20 protein-coding genes are annotated in these 16302 nt (G+C 61.9%); 12 read left to right on the top strand and 8 right to left on the bottom strand.

What is annotated here, in order from left to right:
- Positions 1-712 precede the first annotated feature (712 nt).
- The 5 genes from IVB27_RS40115 to IVB27_RS40090 all read left to right on the top strand — a co-directional run bounded on the left by IVB27_RS40115 (position 713) and on the right by IVB27_RS40090 (position 5489).
- Positions 713-1291, top strand: coding sequence for a DUF2939 domain-containing protein (locus tag IVB27_RS40115; RefSeq protein ID WP_247448058.1), 579 nt, complete (start codon positions 713-715; stop codon positions 1289-1291).
- 666 nt (positions 1292-1957) lie between these two features.
- Positions 1958-2575: a LabA-like NYN domain-containing protein gene (locus IVB27_RS40110; protein ID WP_247448057.1), complete on the top strand. Its 618-nt coding sequence runs from the start codon at positions 1958-1960 to the stop codon at positions 2573-2575.
- Positions 2576-3395: 820 nt separating this feature from the next.
- Positions 3396-3728, top strand: coding sequence for a hypothetical protein (locus IVB27_RS40100; protein ID WP_026233190.1), 333 nt, complete (start codon positions 3396-3398; stop codon positions 3726-3728).
- Positions 3729-4249: 521 nt separating this feature from the next.
- On the top strand, positions 4250-5056 hold the full coding sequence (locus IVB27_RS40095; RefSeq protein WP_247448054.1) for a PhzF family protein: 807 nt from the start codon (positions 4250-4252) through the stop codon (positions 5054-5056).
- 286 nt (positions 5057-5342) lie between these two features.
- Positions 5343-5489, top strand: coding sequence for a hypothetical protein (locus tag IVB27_RS40090; protein WP_247448053.1), 147 nt, complete (start codon positions 5343-5345; stop codon positions 5487-5489).
- Positions 5490-5593: 104 nt separating this feature from the next.
- Here the strand turns inward: IVB27_RS40090 and IVB27_RS40085 are convergent, their stop codons facing one another.
- The 4 genes from IVB27_RS40085 to madL all read right to left on the bottom strand — a co-directional run bounded on the left by IVB27_RS40085 (position 5594) and on the right by madL (position 7759).
- The gene (locus IVB27_RS40085) at positions 5594-5698 is read right to left on the bottom strand and encodes a LysR family transcriptional regulator (RefSeq protein WP_245288442.1); all 105 of its coding nucleotides are present in this window, start codon (positions 5696-5698) and stop codon (positions 5594-5596) included.
- 163 nt (positions 5699-5861) lie between these two features.
- Positions 5862-6563 carry a GntR family transcriptional regulator gene (locus IVB27_RS40080; protein WP_018456509.1) on the bottom strand — a complete coding sequence of 234 codons (702 nt, stop codon included), beginning with the start codon at positions 6561-6563 and terminating at the stop codon, positions 5862-5864.
- A complete protein-coding gene (madM, locus tag IVB27_RS40075) occupies positions 6564-7328 on the bottom strand; it encodes a malonate transporter subunit MadM (protein WP_247298855.1) in 765 nt (254 codons plus the stop codon).
- On the bottom strand, positions 7325-7759 hold the full coding sequence (madL, locus tag IVB27_RS40070) for a malonate transporter subunit MadL (RefSeq protein WP_247448052.1): 435 nt from the start codon (positions 7757-7759) through the stop codon (positions 7325-7327). Before madL ends, madM begins: the two co-directional genes overlap by 4 nt.
- Before the next feature lie 193 nt (positions 7760-7952).
- Here madL and mdcA point away from each other — a divergent pair, with 193 nt between their 5' ends.
- Genes mdcA through IVB27_RS40035 form a run of 7 tightly spaced genes read left to right on the top strand, consistent with a single transcriptional unit; the run spans position 7953 to position 13964 of the window.
- Positions 7953-9599, top strand: a complete 1647-nt coding sequence (mdcA, locus tag IVB27_RS40065) for a malonate decarboxylase subunit alpha (RefSeq protein ID WP_247448051.1) — start codon at positions 7953-7955, stop codon at positions 9597-9599.
- A 10-nt stretch (positions 9600-9609) separates the two neighbouring features.
- Positions 9610-9927: a malonate decarboxylase acyl carrier protein gene (mdcC, locus tag IVB27_RS40060; protein ID WP_018456505.1), complete on the top strand. Its 318-nt coding sequence runs from the start codon at positions 9610-9612 to the stop codon at positions 9925-9927.
- A complete protein-coding gene (locus IVB27_RS40055; RefSeq protein ID WP_247448050.1) occupies positions 9924-10838 on the top strand; it encodes a biotin-independent malonate decarboxylase subunit beta in 915 nt (304 codons plus the stop codon). The genes mdcC and IVB27_RS40055 overlap by 4 nt, the downstream gene beginning before the upstream one ends.
- The gene (mdcE, locus tag IVB27_RS40050) at positions 10825-11562 is read left to right on the top strand and encodes a biotin-independent malonate decarboxylase subunit gamma (RefSeq protein WP_247360223.1); all 738 of its coding nucleotides are present in this window, start codon (positions 10825-10827) and stop codon (positions 11560-11562) included. The genes IVB27_RS40055 and mdcE overlap by 14 nt, the downstream gene beginning before the upstream one ends.
- Complete coding sequence (gene mdcG / locus IVB27_RS40045; RefSeq protein WP_247360224.1) at positions 11555-12202, top strand: malonate decarboxylase holo-[acyl-carrier-protein] synthase; 648 nt, start codon at positions 11555-11557, stop codon at positions 12200-12202. Before mdcE ends, mdcG begins: the two co-directional genes overlap by 8 nt.
- A complete protein-coding gene (gene mdcB, locus IVB27_RS40040) occupies positions 12199-13053 on the top strand; it encodes a triphosphoribosyl-dephospho-CoA synthase MdcB (protein WP_247448049.1) in 855 nt (284 codons plus the stop codon). Before mdcG ends, mdcB begins: the two co-directional genes overlap by 4 nt.
- Positions 13047-13964, top strand: a complete 918-nt coding sequence (locus tag IVB27_RS40035; protein ID WP_247448048.1) for an acyltransferase domain-containing protein — start codon at positions 13047-13049, stop codon at positions 13962-13964. The genes mdcB and IVB27_RS40035 overlap by 7 nt, the downstream gene beginning before the upstream one ends.
- Before the next feature lie 138 nt (positions 13965-14102).
- Here IVB27_RS40035 and IVB27_RS43995 read toward each other — a convergent pair whose 3' ends face one another.
- From IVB27_RS43995 to IVB27_RS40020, 4 genes are all read right to left on the bottom strand, one after another.
- Positions 14103-14369, bottom strand: coding sequence for a styrene oxide isomerase (locus tag IVB27_RS43995; RefSeq protein ID WP_524536561.1), 267 nt, complete (start codon positions 14367-14369; stop codon positions 14103-14105).
- A 765-nt stretch (positions 14370-15134) separates the two neighbouring features.
- Positions 15135-15557, bottom strand: coding sequence for a hypothetical protein (locus IVB27_RS40030; protein WP_247448047.1), 423 nt, complete (start codon positions 15555-15557; stop codon positions 15135-15137).
- 18 nt (positions 15558-15575) lie between these two features.
- Positions 15576-15797 carry a hypothetical protein gene (locus IVB27_RS40025; protein ID WP_018457704.1) on the bottom strand — a complete coding sequence of 74 codons (222 nt, stop codon included), beginning with the start codon at positions 15795-15797 and terminating at the stop codon, positions 15576-15578.
- A gap of 360 nt (positions 15798-16157) precedes the next feature.
- Positions 16158-16302: transposase (locus IVB27_RS40020; protein WP_247448069.1), on the bottom strand; the 145-nt coding region annotated here is incomplete at its 5' end.

The following is a 16302-nucleotide window of genomic DNA, read 5'->3' as shown; positions in this document are numbered from 1 at the left end:
AGATCAACAAGAAGTCCAGAGACAAGCAACAGTGAGATCGCTGCTGGGATGGTGCGCGGTCGAGCATAGGCGGGGGCGTCACAAAAACAGGCTGTGGCCCCGGTCCTTTCGGGACCGCTCGGCGCATCTAAGCCATGATCAGACGCGAACACGAAACAAGAAACAACATGGAGTGTTGACAGACAAGTGTACAATCCGGAGAAAACGGCCTGTAGGTCAGCCGGTCTGGATTTTCCGAAGCGCCCGAGCGTGCTCGCTCACCGCTATGTCTCGGTTTGCGGAGTTTAAGCATGAGCCACTTTTTATCCGTGCTGCTGTTGGTGACGGCCGTATTGCTGACCGGCTGCTTTGGCGTGGCGGCCTGGCGGACCCCGGATGAAAGGGGTGTGGAAATCACCGGCTAAATCCCGCACCAGTCCTTTGGTTTAAGCCCGGCCGCTCATTAGGAACGTTTCGACGGCAGAAGGGTCGGATGCCCATAAAGCTGCCCTCGGACCAATGGACCAAGCGGTTGCCTATGCGATCTCATTCATCGTCGTCCTCGGCGTCGGCATCCTTATTGCCGGTATCGCTTCCAGCTCGCCAGCCTTATGGACGTGCCTTGCGGTCGGTCTCAGTTCGATTGATCTCGTGAGTGCCTTTGGCGACTGTTAACGAGCGTCCGGCGCGCGCGGGCCTTGGAACAATGCTCAGTTGGCTCCATTGCAATTCCATGAAATGGCTGATCGGCGTCGTGTTGGCCGTCCTGGTCTGTGTAGGAATCTATGGCGGATCGGCTTTCGTTTCGCTGGTGGGTTTAGTTTCCGCAGTCCGGGGTGCCGATGTTGCGCAAATCCTGGCTCGGACGGATATGCCGCGCCTCCGCCATTCCATCGTCGACCAGGTGATGACGGCCTACCTGGACCGGCTCGGACAAAAACGCCAGCTGCGGCCGATCGAGCGAATAGCCATCAACGCTTTTGGTGCAACCATCGCTGATGATCTGGCAGCCAAGCTCATGACCTCGGAAAATCTGTCGGTACTTCTGAAAAGCGGAGCTGTTCGCAATGCCACGGAGAACATTACTTTCGGAACCATGTCCTCAGTGGCCGAGCTCGACATCTCGAGCATCTTTGCCTTGGCCGGACGGATCACCTTTGTGAAGCCCGTTGAGTTTGCATTGCGGCTTGGAGGAGGCCAGGAGGCAGGCAGCATCAGCATGCATCTTGAAGGGACAACTTGGAAGCTCTCTGGAATCGGGCTGCCACCCAAGATTCTCACCAACATCGTGGACCGACTCCCGGCGCGATGAGGCTTGCGACGAAGCGCTTTCGGAATCTCGTTCGGGTGGCCGGTCTGCTCGGTGGACCAGTCCTTCAAGGTCTCCGTGGCACCCCGCTTCTATCCGGTCAGCCGCTCCGATAGCGTCTGCAGACCCGCCTCAATGGCCGGGATGTCCGTCTCGGCCCATGCGATGCACCGCCGAAATCCCTTGCTGGCATTCAGGTCGACGCCACCGCGCCGACCTATCTTTAGATCTCATTCCGTTGCGATAAGGAGCGGTCAGCAGCAACTGGAACATAGCTCGAGAAGCCATGTAACGCGCTGCGGACCGGCTTCTCTCCCTTCCAACCAACAGAAGGTCTCCGGATGGACTCGAAACAGACCACCGCCAGCCGCGGCCGCGCCGATCAATCCAAAGATCAAAGAGAGCAAAATCGCCAACTCTCATGGCGCGAGCACCCTGAAATAAGCACTTGGAAATAGACAGGACACATTACAAATCTGACAGCCCAACTTTCGGCTAATGTCGGGTTTCCAAGGCGTGATACCGTTTGAAAAAAGTAGAAGGTTGAAGCGTCTGTCTACTCGACGATCTTCGGTAGTGATCTATATAGAATGCGACCGCCCGTGCGCATCGCGTATCCGAGATGCTTCCAGGCTTGCTCCGAGCTGCTCCACCGAAAGCGTGAATCGAATGTCAACTTCCTCTACGGACAAGATCGCGCTCTTCATCGATGGAGCCAATCTCTACGCGACGGCGAAAACTCTCGGCTTCGACATCGATTACAAGCGCCTGCTGAAGGAGTTTCAGAGCCGCGGGACGCTGACGCGAGCGTTCTATTACACCGCCATCATCGAGGATCAGGAGTACTCCTCGATCCGACCGCTGATCGATTGGCTCGACTACAACGGCTACACCGTGGTCACCAAGGCGACCAAGGAGTTCATCGACCCCTCCGGCCGCCGCAAGGTCAAGGGCAACATGGACATCGAGCTCGCCGTGGATGCCATGGAACTCGCCGAGCACATCGACCAGATGGTGCTGTTCTCGGGTGACGGCGACTTCCGCTCCCTGGTCGAGGCCGTTCAGCGCCGCGGCGTGCGGGTCACCGTGATTTCCACGATCGCCAGCCAGCCGCCGATGATCGCCGACGAACTGCGCCGTCAGGCCGACGTTTTCACCGACCTCGTCGAGCTCCAGTCCAAGCTCGGCCGCGACCCGTCCGAACGCCCCGCCCCGCGCGACCGCGAAACGCGCGGACACCTGCCAAAAATCTTGCAAGAGCCGAAAGGAAACGACCCACACGATTAGACGGCTAAGGCCGCGCACGCTTCGATCAATTTGGGCAGATTAATCACGATCGATTTCAGAAGAAAAAACGCCGCCTGCTTGAATGATCGCAGGCGGCGGCTTCCCAGCCCCGGGGGATGAGCAAAATCCCGGTGCCAAAGCCTGAGCATAAGTCGTGCCAAGAATTGGCATCGGTTCTGACCTTCTATGTCAGCGCCCTGGCACCGCTATTGCTCAGTCACCGCTAATAAGCAGACCCGTGACGGCGTTTGTTTCAAATTGGAGCGATCACATGCACCGACATCCCCATTTCGATGCAACTGCGTCCCTCCACCTCCACGCTCTCATTTCCGACTTGCATCGACGGGTCCGGATGCTGGGGAGCGATATCCAAGAGGAGGAGCGAAAGGCGGGAAATCCCGACCCGGCCAGCCTCTCCTACCCCATGCTCGCGCTGGACCTCCGAGCTCGGCGCGCCAATCTTCACGATACGATCGCGACGCTCGAACGCACATCTAAGCGTCACCCGGGTTTCGAGGTGGCGCGGGCGGCCTAAGCCGCACCGGCCGATCTCGTCGCGGAGCAAAATTTCTTATGCGATCTCAGGATGGTGGACGGAGTTCTTTATCTGGAACCCACTCAGTCCCGCCGCCTCCTATCTATAGAGCAGAATTTTGCGACTGGTATCGCAGCAGAGGAAATCGAATCGAAGCCGACCATCCATAAGCGGACCATAAGAATGGCTCGGGGGGCCCCCAGCCGGTTCGCGACGGCTCGATCCTGCTTGCATGAAAGGATCGGGATCCGGCATTATGCTTTTGCTGGGCGAAGCGAACCTGCCGTGGCTCTCAAGAACCCCTACGCTATTGCGGTAATCGTGACCGCCCTCCGGCTTACTCACGGCGATGAAGCTGCACGAGCCATGCTGGTCGGCGGCATGAGCCTGACCGCCCTGATAGAGGCGATGTTCTCCGCACCGGTGGGGCGACGCGATGCCGTTCACAACATCACAAGCGCCTTGGACGACTTCGCCATTTCGCCGGAACTCGGCCCGGTCTGGCACCTTTGCTACGTCTACGAAAATCATGGCTCGTTTCGCGTCGTCGATATGGAGATCGCGACGCCAACCGGCACGCTATCCAGTAAAGACGTTTGGCTTCGTCTGCCCGACTAGCTACTCATTCAATCCAAGTCCATATAACGCTGGCCGCACAATGCGAGTTCGGATCTGTGAAGGGAGGCGTCGTCTGGCGGCGGCGCGGGGCCAAGTATCCTATGGCTTAAGGGGTCGAGTGAAAGCCGATCATCTCGCGCAATAGATCGGCAGTCGAGACACTCTCTCGCCTTGACGACCGATGAAGCAAAACAGTTGCTCCGATTTGTCCCAGTGTTCTGAGAATGCCAATCCTGATTGATTGGGCTCCGTCCCGCTCTGAATGATCTCGCACGGATTGCCTGATCCAGAAGCTACTGCCCGCCGGGCACAATGTTGGCGAGACATCAAACTATGCCTCTCACTTCAGGAGTCAGTAGCCTACAGCGCAGTATCGAGCGCCAGGTCGCCTATGGGCTATGAGCCGATGTTGTAAGTGGGAGAGTGAAGTCATAGTTTGGCTTCCTGAAGAAGGCAGCTTGGTCCGAGCGAGCAACGAGCGCCAAAAGCGATTACGAGCGACGCGCCTCCGTGAGGTCCTCATGCGCATGTATCAGGTCGACGCCTTCACAGACCGTCTTTTCACGGGAAACCCCGCGGCTGTCCTAGTACTAGAAGACTGGCTGACCAACGAGCTGATGCTTGCGATTGCGCAAGAGAATAATTTGGCCGAAACCGCGTTTGTCAAGGCCCGATCCGATGGGGCGTGGGATCTGCGCTGGTTCGCTCCGGCTCACGAAGTCGATTTCTGCGGCCACGCCACTCTTGCGACAGCGCACGTGCTATTCACTGCAGCCGGAGCCGCCTCGCCTCTTATCTTTCACACCCGGGTCGGCGAATTGCGGGTGGCGCGCAGTTCGCTCGGTTATCGGCTCGACGTTCCGCGTTTGCAGCCAGAGCCGCTGGAGGAGGTTCCTGAAGAAATCAAAGGCATTTTCGAGGTGGCTCCCATCCGGCTCTTCCGCAACTTTGAGAACATCTTCGCCGACCTAGGCAGTGCGGACGCCGTGATTCGCTTCATCCCCGATCTGACCGGTATTGCCCGCCTTGGGACGGTCGGCCTAGTCGTGACCGGGCGGGCATCCGACGGCGGGCGGGCGGATTTCTTCTCACGCTATTTCGCCCCCGGTGCCGGCATTCCTGAGGATCCCGTCACCGGGTCAATCCATGCTACGCTTGTTCCGTACTGGGCCAAGCAATTAGGGCGCGAAAGGCTCACCGCCTATCAGGCATCGGCACGCGGCGGCTGGATCGATTGCGAACTCGCTGCAGACCGGGTGTTTTTAGGGGGCAATGCCGTGACTTTTATGGAGGCCAATATTTCTCTGCCTGGCGATTTCATCAAGTAGTGCGGCCAGCGGCAGATTTGTCCTGAACGCGTGGGGCGGCCGAAGTGGCCCAGGATCACAGTGGCAGTCACTGCAAGCGCCGCCAACTCCGGTTGTGTGGCCCATCACGACCGTGAGCGCAGCGTTTCATCTGGGCAGCGGAGAACGGGCATGCAGGGATCGCGTTTAAGGCCGGCGTCTCCATCTGCTCGGTCGCGGAGGACAGTCGATCCGCATCGTGCCGGAGTTAGAGAGAGCCGATCTACGGGATCGACACCTGGATTTTTAGCCACGACAGATAGGCCGCGTGATTGAAGTGATCAGGAGTGCGCTTAAAGCCCCCAAAAGCGGCTTGGCGGCCATACGCAGGTGCAAGGCCGAACTTGGGCGTTTCGCGCAGTTCGTCACGAGCCGCGTCGCCTACGGCGTGAACAAGCCGGTCATGGTCAGCTAGCGCCTGTCGCGCCCATGCAAGAATGTTTTCGCCTCGGCCGAAAACCCATGGAAGCCCGATTGGTGCCGAAGCACGATCGCGACAGCAAAACACCAAAATGCTTCTCAGTCTGCTGGACCCGCCTGAGACAGCGCCGGCTGGCTGATCAGTAATCCCTTTGCCGCCCTGCCAAAATGCCGCTCCCTCGCTAAAACGAGGAGATAGTGCAAATGCTTGATCTGAAGGTTTGTCTTCAATACCCATGTCGCCCCTAAGTAGCTCGAACGGCTGAACTAACCGCAACTCCAACGAACAAGGCTTCTGCCTGAATAGTAGAGCGGAGATCTCACCCGACCAGCGATTACCGAACGCGCAAGTAGGGTGATCCTACTGTCACGCTCGACCTTCTCCGCTCGCGCGGTCGTCGATGTAGCGCCGAAGCGCCGCGGCGGCGTTCAACATGTGCGCGCGCATTCGGCGAGCGGCCGTATCGCCATCGCCCTCTGCAATCGCCTGCATGATAGAATCATGCTCGTCCCGGGACTTGCGGATACGATCGCCCTGCCGCAATTGCGTGCGGCGGAAGGCGCTGAGACGCGCACGGACCTCCTGCGCCTGCTCGGCCATGAACGCGTTGTGCGTTGCGCTATAGATGCCTTCGTGGAACAGCCGGTTAAACGCATCGTAGGCATCCACGTCGTTGGCGTCGACCATTGCCAGCGAGCTGTCGTGGAGCTCGATCAGATCGCTGCGCTCCAGCGGTGTCATGCGATAGGTCGCGAGCCTGACGCACATGGCTTCCACCTCTGCGCTGGTCTCAAACATGTCCATGATGCGTTCGGGTGTCATCCGTGCCACGACGAGCCCGCGACGGCCCCGCACCTCGACGAGCCCGCTGACGACAAGCTGCCGGAGGGCTTCCCGCACCGGCGTGCGGGAAGCCCCAAAGCGATCGGCAAGCTGCTGCTCTTCCAGCGCCGAACCGGCAGCCAGCGCACCGGAGGCAATCTCGTCGGTGAGCGCATTACGGATGCGATCGGAGAGAAGGCCGCTATCTTCTTCTGCCTCAGCCGCAACTTTAAACAGACCTGCCATTCAGCTTCCTATGATTGCGCGCACCGTGAAGTAGAGAATGGACGGTGCGACGAGGCATCCCAACCCGGTATGAAACGTTGCTGTTAATGCGCCGTAAGGCACTAGACGCCGATCTGTTGCCGCCAGGCCTCCGGAAACGCCGCTGACCGTACCCATCAAGCCGCCAAACACCATTGCGCTGCGCGGATTATTTAGGCCGATCATCTTCGCAACAAAGGGCGTACCGATCATCACGATCACCGCCTTGAATACACCGGTCGCGATCGACAGCGCAATAACCGGCGAGGAGGCGCCAATCGCCGCTCCCGTGACCGGCCCGACGATGTAGGTGACCGCGCCGGCGCCGATCGTCGTCAGCGATTCGGCGTCAGTGTAGCCAAAGGCTGCGGCGACGAGAACGCCCAGAATGAACGGAACGACCGTCCCCAATCCGAGCGCGACCGCACCGATCAGTCCGGCCTTGCGCGCATGGACGACGTCGACCTCGAAGGCGGTGGCGACGATGGCGAAATCCCGCAGCATCGCGCCTCCCATCAGTCCGATCCCGGTTAGCGCCGGCAGGTCGGCGAGGCCCTTTTCACCGCCGGTGGCGAGGCCTCCGAAAAACGCGAGCAAAAGCCCGAGCATGATCGCGATCGCCGAGGCGTGAATGCGCCCGAAGGTGAGATATTTCGAGATCGCTCCGGAGATCCACATCAGGATGCCCACCGCGGCGAACGCCGTGATCAGCGAGTTTGCGGCAAGAACGTGGGATATCATGGTCATCCGATCCTCCCGGACTTGAAGTGGGGCACATTCGCCTCGATCGCCTCGCGCGCCTCGATCTCGTCCATCGTCTCGACACGGCCGCTGAGTCGACTGATCAAATCGACCTGGGCGAAACACACCGCCACCGCGCCGATCCCCGCAATGACAACGATGGGACCGCCTTTTGCCGCAGCGACGACGTTCTGCTGCGCGGCCATGGCGACCACGATGGGAATGTAGAAGCTGCCCCAGAACTCGACGCCCGTCTTCAGCCCGTGGCTGAGGAGACCGTGGCGTAGCAGCCAAAGCCGGGCGGCGATCAAGAACATCATCGCGATGCCGACGCCGCCGACATTGGCCTTCACACCGAGGACGACGCCGAGCAGGTCGCCGAGCAGGACCCCGAGCAGCGTGCAGATCGCGAGCAGAGCTACGCCGGAAATGGTCACGGGCGCCTCCCGGCTGTGAGCGGGGCGCTGACCCCCAGAGATCGAAGCTGTGTATGCACTCGCATCGAAAGTTCCCCCCTGTGTATGCGATTGTCTGCCGCTTTGCACCCTGCGTATACATTAATTGACATCGGAAGGCAACACGCATACACTCTGCCTCATGGAAGCCAACCTCGCATGCCAAGGAGCCGAAATGAGTAGTTGGGGTATGCAAAGGGCCGCCCTGGGAGAGCGCTTGGCGGCCGGCCGAAAGCACGCGAAGGGAAAGGTCGTCCCGATCCCGAGCCTGCCCGCATTTTTGAATGCGGTGATCCGGTCAGGAGACCGGGTGTGCCTGGAGGGTGACAATCAGAAGCAGGCTGACATCCTCGCCTCGGCGCTCGCGAACCTTGACCCCGAAGACGTCCGTGACCTCCACATGGTCCAGTCCGGGGTGGTCCTCCCATCCCACCTCGACATCTTCGACAAGGGCATCGCGCGGCGGCTCGACTTCTCCTATTCAGGCCCGCAGTCGGCGCGGATCGCGCGGATGCTATTCGGGCGAAAGATCGAGCTCGGTGCCGTCCATACCTATCTCGAGTTGTTCGCCCGCTACTTCATCGATCTCACGCCGAACGTCGCGTTGATCGCCGCGGTGAGTGCCGACAAGGACGGCAACCTCTATACGGGGCCAAATACCGAGGACACTCCGACCGTCGTCGAGGCGACGAGCTACAAGAACGGCCTCGTCGTGGCGCAGGTCACGGAGATCGTCGACAAGGTGCCCCGCGTCGACATTCCCGGCGACCTCGTGCATTTCGTGGTCGAAGCCGGGCGCCCCTTCTATGTCGAGCCGCTCTTCACCCGCGATCCCGCCGCCATCACCGAGACCCAGATCCTGACGGCGATGCTCGCCATCAAGGGCATCTATGCGCCCTACGGCGTGCGCCGGCTCAATCACGGCATCGGCTTCAACACCGCCGCAATCGAGCTCTTGCTGCCGACTTACGGCGAGAAGCTCGGCCTCAAGGGCAAGGTCTGCACCCATTTCGCGCTCAACCCGCATCCCACGATGATTCCGGCGATCGAATCCGGCTGGGTCGAGCAGATCCACTGCTTCGGATCGGAGGTCGGCATGGAGGATTATGTTGCGGCGCGCTCCGATATCTTCTTCACGGGTCCCGACGGCTCGCTGCGATCCAACCGCGCCTTCTGCCAGACGGCGGGCCTCTATGCCTGCGACATGTTCATCGGATCGACGTTGCAGATCGACCTCGAAGGCCACAGCTCGACGGTGACGACGAGCCGCATCGCGGGATTCGGCGGCGCGCCCAACATGGGCTCCGATCCGCGCGGGCGCCGTCACCCGAGCGAACCCTGGCTCAAAGCGGGTGCCGAGGCCGACCCCGCCTCCAATGCTGCCCTGCGCCGAGGCCGCAAGCTCGTGGTGCAGATCGGTGAGACATTCGGTGACGGCAATGCCCCGCTCTTCGTCGAGCAACTCGATGCGCTAGAGCTGGCGCGCAAGCTCGACCTCGATCTGGCACCGGTGATGGTCTACTCCGACGACGTCACCCACATCGTCACCGAGGAAGGCATCGCCAACCTGCTGATGTGCCGCAGCAAGGACGAGCGCGAGCAGGCGATCCGCGGCGTTGCCGGCTACACCGACATCGGGCGCGCGCGTGACGCGAAGCTCGTCGAGCAGCTCAGGCAGCGCGGCGTGATCCGGCGCCCCGAGGATCTCGGCATCGATCCGCTTGACGCCGACCGGCGCCTGCTGGCGGCCCGTTCGATCAAGGATCTCATGCTGGCCTCCGGCGGTCTCTACCGCCCGCCCAGCCGCTTCCGCAACTGGTGAGGAGTTTCGCATGGAAAAGCTCAGCTTCAGACTGACTGCACCGAACCGCGCCGGCGGCACCCGCGCGCAGGCGATCGTCGGCGTGGTCGCCTCCGGCAATCTCGAAGTGCTGCTGGAACGGACCTCGCCGGCCGACAGCTGCACGATCGACATCGCAACCGCAGCTCACGGCTTTGGCCCCGTGTGGGACGCTGTGGTCCGCGATTTCGTCGCCCGCCGCTCTGCCGGGGGCTTGCGCATCTCCATCAATGACGGCGGAGCCCGACCTGACACGGTCGCGCTGCGCCTCGCGCAAGGCATCCGCAAGATCGAGGAGCCGGAACGATGACGGTGGCCACAGCCAATACGGTTTCGCTGAGCTGGTATGAGGCGAGCGCCCGGCAACGCATAGAAGCGCTGGTCGATGCCGGCAGCTTTGCCGAATTCATCGGTCCCGAGCAGCGCGAGATGAGCCCGCATCTGGCGATCTTCGACCTGCCGGAGCAGTTCGACGACGGCATCGTCATCGGCCGCGGTCGCCTGGATGGCTCGCCGGTGTTCGTCGCCGCACAGGAAGGACGCTTCATGGGCGGCGCCTTCGGTGAGGTCCACGGCGCCAAGCTCACCGGCCTCCTGCGCGCAGCTCGCACGCTCAAGCAAGATCTGCTGATCCTGTTCGACACCGGCGGCGTGCGGCTCCAGGAGGCCAATGCCGGCGAGCTTGCGATCGCCGAGATCATGCGCGCGATCATCGAGGCACGCCGCGGCGGCATCCACGTCGTCGGCCTGATCGGGGGGCGCGCCGGCTGCTATGGCGGCGGCAGCCTGATCGCGGGCACCTGCTCGCGGCTGATCATCTCCGAACAGGGGCGGCTCAGCGTCAGCGGCCCCGAGGTGATCGAAACCAACAAGGGGATCGAGGAATTCGACTCGCGCGACCGCGCGCTGGTCTGGCGCACGATGGGCGGCAAGCACCGCTATCTCATCGGCGGTGCCGATATCTTCGTCGACGACGAAGCGACGGCGTTTCGCGAGGCGGCCATTGACGCGATCAAAATAGCCAGACGATGCGACGCCGAGATTCTCGAGGCCGAGCAGAAGCGCCTCGAACGACGGCTGCAGCGCTTTGGCGAGGCTGAGGACGCCGTCGATATCTGGGAGACGCTCGGCATCGGGCAGCCGACCGAGATTCCCGCACTTCCGACCGGCGCATTTCTTCGCGCGGCAGCCAACAGGGAGAATGCCGATGACGCTCGATGACATCCTGGCCGGCCTATTCCCGAACGGCCACAAGATCAAAACGACCGGCGCGATGATCGCGGGGGAGGCGACGCTGCCTGACGGCGGACCAATCCACGTGCTCGGCATCACGCAGGGGCAGCCGCTCGGCGTGGACGAAGCCATCGTGCTCGCGGGGCGGCTGGTCGAGATCGTCCAAACGAAGGACCGTGCGCCGATCCTGTTCCTGGTGGATTCCGCCAGCCAGCGCATGAGCAAGCGCGACGAACTGCTGGGCCTCAGCGAATATCTGTCGCATCTCGCCAAGGCCCTGCTGCTGGCGGAAGCCGAAGGACACCGCACCGTCGGCCTGCTCTATGGCGGCAGCGCCGCCGGCGCATTCATCGCCACCGCGCTTGCCGCCGGCACGCTGGTGGCGCTGCCCGGCGCGCATCCCGCGGTGATGGATCTGCCGTCGATGGCCCGGGTCACCAAGCTTCCGATCGACGTCTTGAAAGCCAAGGCCGAAGCCACGCCGGTGTTCGCGCCCGGGCTCGACAACATGGTGCAGACCGGCGGCATTCACGCCGTCTGGGATGAACATGCGCCGCTGGCGCCGCAGCTTGCGGCCGTGCTGCAACGACCGCACGGACAGGATGATCGCGGCCAGATCGGTGCCCAACGTGGCGGCCGGCGGAAAGCGGCCGAACTTGCCGAGCGCGTTGTCGTCTCAGCCACTTCACATCAAGGAGCGCCAAATGGGTGAAGCTCTCGCGCGCCACAGCATGGTCAAGGTCACAGCCGCCGGCTGGACGGCCGTGATGAAGCGTTATCCGGAACTCGCCCGCGAGCCGATCGTCGCAGGCTGGGTGCACGTCGGCCGTCCCCTCGTCGTTCGCCGACCGGCTTGCAGCGATACTGCAGGCCTCGTTCCGCTCGGACTGCCGCTGCCGCCGAGCCATGGTAAACGTCGTATTGCGGTCTCGCTGGCCGCAGCCGATATCGTCGCGTTCGCTCAGCCTCCGTTGCTGGCCGACGCCGCGGCCGCGGCGCCGCCCGCTTGGCGCGAGACGATCGAGAAACTGGTCCAACTCCTGCCGGAGACCCGCGCCTATGGCAGCCTTGCGTGGCAGCACCTTACCGGCCTGCCCTATCTTTCGGAAGGCTCGGACCTCGATCTGCTGTGGCCTCTCTCGTCGGCCGACAAGACAGGAATTCTGTTGTCCGACATCGCGCGGATCGCAAGGCAGTCGCCGATGCGGCTGGACGGTGAGATCACAGGTCCCGCCGGCGGGGTTCAATGGCGCGAACTGACCGGCACTGACGAAGACGAAGTGCTTGTGAAGAGCCCGGCAGGAGTGACCACCACGACTCGCGCGGCCTTCCTCACAGGTCATGTCTCATGACCATTGCGCTCAGATGGCAATCACAGCCGGGCGGCGCGCTTGATGCCGAGCAGCTCGGTCATCTTGCTTCGCTATGCCTGAAGCTGGAAGTAAAAACCTATCCGAAGCCCGGGCTTGTCAGCCATGTCGACAACGGTGCGCATCGCGACATGGACGCCGGGCTGTTGTGCCTGAGCGCTGAGACCTTGATGCCTTTCTTCAGCGATCTCGCCCTCGCGGGCGCCGCAGGTGCGGGCATGAACCGGCTGCGCGCCATCGGGGTTGCCGCGGAGCGCGCGATGATGGCTGCGACCTCCGGCGTCAACACCCATCGCGGCGCGATTTTCGGACTGGGCCTGCTCTGCGCCGCGGCCGGCTATCGGAGTGCCGTCGGCATTCGCAAATCTCTTGGCCGGCTGGTTTCGGAGCGTTGGGGCGAGGACATCCTATCTGGCCCGGTATTGCTGCGCAGCCACGGCGCTGTGGCCGCGCGGCGCTATGGCGCCGGGGGCGCCAGAGGGGAAGCCGCCGACGGATTCCCGTCTGTCTACGACATCGCCCTACCCGCGCTGCAGGCAGCGCGCGAGCTTGCGCCTCATGACGAGGAAGCCGCTCGCGTTCAGACGTGCATGAGCTTGATTAGTAGCGTCACCGACACCAACCTCCTGCATCGAGGCGGGCCCGAGGGACTGTGCTTCGCGCAAGCCAGCGCGTCAGCGTTCCTTTCCGCCGGCGGTGTTGGATCACCGGAATGGCGCAGGCGTGCCGCCGACATTCACCAAGCGTTCCTGACCCGCAATCTCAGTCCCGGCGGCTCCGCAGACCTGCTGGCCATGGCGCTATTCGTCGATCGGATAGATCGCGGATGTTAGCACTGCTCTGCGGCGGACAAGGTGCGCTTTCGGGCAAGATCTTTGATCTTGTCGCGGACCAGCCTGCCGCGGAGTCAATCTTCACCGCGGCGACGGCTTGGCTCGGTGAGGACCCGCGGGAATTCGTTCGGACGCGCAGCCCCGAGCAACTGTCCGAGAATTATGCCAGCCAGATCCTGACCGTCACATCGGCTCTCGCGACCCACGCCTGCATCGCTGACCTGTTGGCCGAAGAGACCGCTGTCACCGGGTATAGCGTCGGCGAGATGGCGGCCTGGAGTATCGCGGGAATCTGGACTGCCGAAGAAGCGTTGCGGCTCACCAATATTCGTGCCCGGCTGATGGAAAGCGCAGCGAGGCCCCCCGGTCGCCTGGGTTACATCCGCGGGCTCGACCGGGCTACGATTGAACCTCTCCTTGCAAAACACCGCTGCGAGATCGCGATCAGGAATCCGGACCTTCTTTTCGTGATCGGAGGCGTGGAGCGGGAGGTCATTGCGCTCTGCGACGAGGCTGCCCGGAAAGGAGCGCGAACGGGGCTTCTGGCCGTCAAAATCGCGTCGCATACGACAAGGCTCGCGCAGGCCTGCCGACCTCTGCAACAGGCACTCGATGTCAACAGGGACGCGGCCGTCGCAAACCATCGCGTCTTACTTGCCGGCGGTGACGGCGAACGCATCTTCTCGGTCGCGGGCGCGACGGTGAAGCTGGCAAACCAGGTCGCCCATCCTATTGATTGGGCGGCAACCCTGGACGCGCTTACAGAGCTGGGCGTCACCGAGGTACTAGACCTCGGGCCCGGACACGCGCTGGCGGAGATGATGCTAGCATCTCAGCCTGACATGCGCTGCTACGCCGCCGACGGCTTTCGCACGATCGAGGGCCTACGTAACTGGGTTGCTGCCGTATAGCAGGAGATCCGGAAGCGAGCCACGCTCGCTTGCGTTGCAAAGCAGGTCGGATCCACATGGGCCCGAACGGGACTACCAACCGATCGTCGCACGGGTACGGTACCTCCGACAGAAGATCCTGGTTGATTTCTGCCCACCTCATCGCCTCAGCCCCCAGAGCACGATGCAAGAGCTGGCCAGCCTCAGGATGCCGACCCGCACGAAGCCGGTCGTCACCAGCATCTCTTGCCAGGCCGGCGCACCTCGACCCGCGGCTGTGATGGGTGAGAGTGCGGCTGTGCCGGTCACAGCGGCGAGCGTTGTCGTCGCCCAATTGCGGTATGTCCCCGCCACCAACGCTGCAAACGTGCCGCGCTCAAGCGCGGCGGATAGTCGAACCTGCGTCCAACAGCACCCCAGCCCCAAAGGAAAGTCCCGTTCATGACGCCCTAGAGGTGCGCCGCAAGCCCACTCTCCTGTTCGAAAAGCTTTGTTCGGCCAAGCCGGTCAGCAACCCCAATAGGAACAGAACCATCCCGTGCCACAGCAGCCAACGTCCGATTGTCTGCACGCTTCGCCGTCTGCGATTTTGGGTTCCGGTATTTAACCTGCAGCCCCGACATCAAGCCTAATTCGCGACTTAGGTTGACCCGGCCTCCGGCGACGCTAGGCTGAACACCGGACATTGCCCCCGTCCGGGTCCATCAATGGCGAAGTCGGCGCGCCATCACATTCGGCGCGTCGGTTTCGCGCTTTTGCTACGGATAGCGCGAGCCCCGTTTTGACGAATAATCCCGGATGATCACCCGCTCGATTTAGTCGAGACACGAGGAGAGATCACGGCGTTGCGTTCGCAAGACTCTGACAATCGTCTCGTCACATCGCGATTGAACCGCTTCCTCGTCGAGATTCTTAGAGCCAAAAGATGCGGCGCACACTCGACATCTTCGGTCTAAATCCGCTCGGATGCTGCGAGCTGTCGAGGAAATGGTCTCACGCGGCCGATCCACGAAGCGGCCGAACGTAGTTAGGCCGCGGTTCAAGTAACACTAACGCACGGACGATCTTGCGTCGATCGGGCCCAGCGCCCATGCTGGATGCAGTCGCGAAGTGGTCCGCGTCTCGCGTAACGGCGCCTTCGCGGCGAGGGGTCGCCGCCGTCACAAGCGACGGCCCCGCCCATGATCAGCTCTAGTGGCCGCGCCGCGCTGCTCGGGGCACAAACGGCAGTCTCGGAGAAAACGACTTCGCGATCGCGAGAACTGCGGCTTCGTCAGTTTCGAGTGCGATCTTCTGGGCGAGCATCACATCGCCAACTGCCAACGCCCGTTCGGGGAGGAAGCACCACCCCACCTTAGGCTCCAACTGTTCATCCAGCTCCAAAACATTACTCATCGTGCCCTGATAAATTCGGTATCGACGGCCAGTAAGAGAACCAGCGACTTCAAAAAAGCCATTGGCATCAAATTGCGCGCGCTGTTCTGGAGATAGCCATGCCCGCAAAAGACGACGTGCACGCGCCTCCGGGCCATTGTGCTCGTTGAAGCTCCGATAGAGGGCACGCAGGGCACGCAGACGCGCGCCCTGGGCGACGTTACGTCCGAACAAAAACATCTTTGATGCTGGACGGTTCTAACCGCCGACTAAGTGCGGATAGAACAGCGTTTCCTCCGCTGTTGGATCAAATGACCGTATCAGCTTGAGATCGCCGGCCGGCGTCCGAGTGGCAGCGGTAAATCCCTGGGCGGTGAACTTCTTGAAGCGCCGCTCAGCCTCGGCGAGCCCCTTCGGGTCCTCTCGCTCAAAAAAATGTCTGCTGTCGCCTGTGCTGTCCATTACGATCTGGGTAGCCATGGAAGAGAACTCCGCGATGCCTAGCCTCTGATGAAGAACAAACCTCGCCCCTGTGAATAGTGTTCCTGCTCTCGGGAAATTTCGTTCTGCCGTCTTTATAATCGGGATCGTCTGGCTCGCTGAAATCGATGAGAACCTGATCCGCCGCGACCTGAGGGCGGCACAACGGGCGAAGCTGGTCGGAAAGCGGAAGCCGGCTTATGAGGCGGTGCATCCGAGACGAAGAAGGGCGGCGACCGCAGATCAATCCGCCAAATTGGCGGTACGGGCAGCTTCGCAAGGGACACGGCAGAAAAGAGCGGGACACCGCTTCGTACGGTCGAACGGATAGTACGCGCACTCGGAAGCTAGGGTTCAGACTCAATTGATCCAATAAGCGACGAGAGCGGCGAGGTCGACGGCGGCCAAGAAGTTTCTGGCAAGTTTGTCGTAGCGAGTAGCAACACGCCTGAAATCCTTGAGCCGGCAGAAACAGCGCTCGATAACATTGCGCCCTTTATAGAGG

Source organism: Bradyrhizobium sp. 197 (assembly GCF_023073375.1).
GTDB lineage: Bacteria > Pseudomonadota > Alphaproteobacteria > Rhizobiales > Xanthobacteraceae > Bradyrhizobium.
Note: the sequence above shows the minus strand (reverse complement) of the source record. Positions and strands in the feature narration are given on the sequence as shown.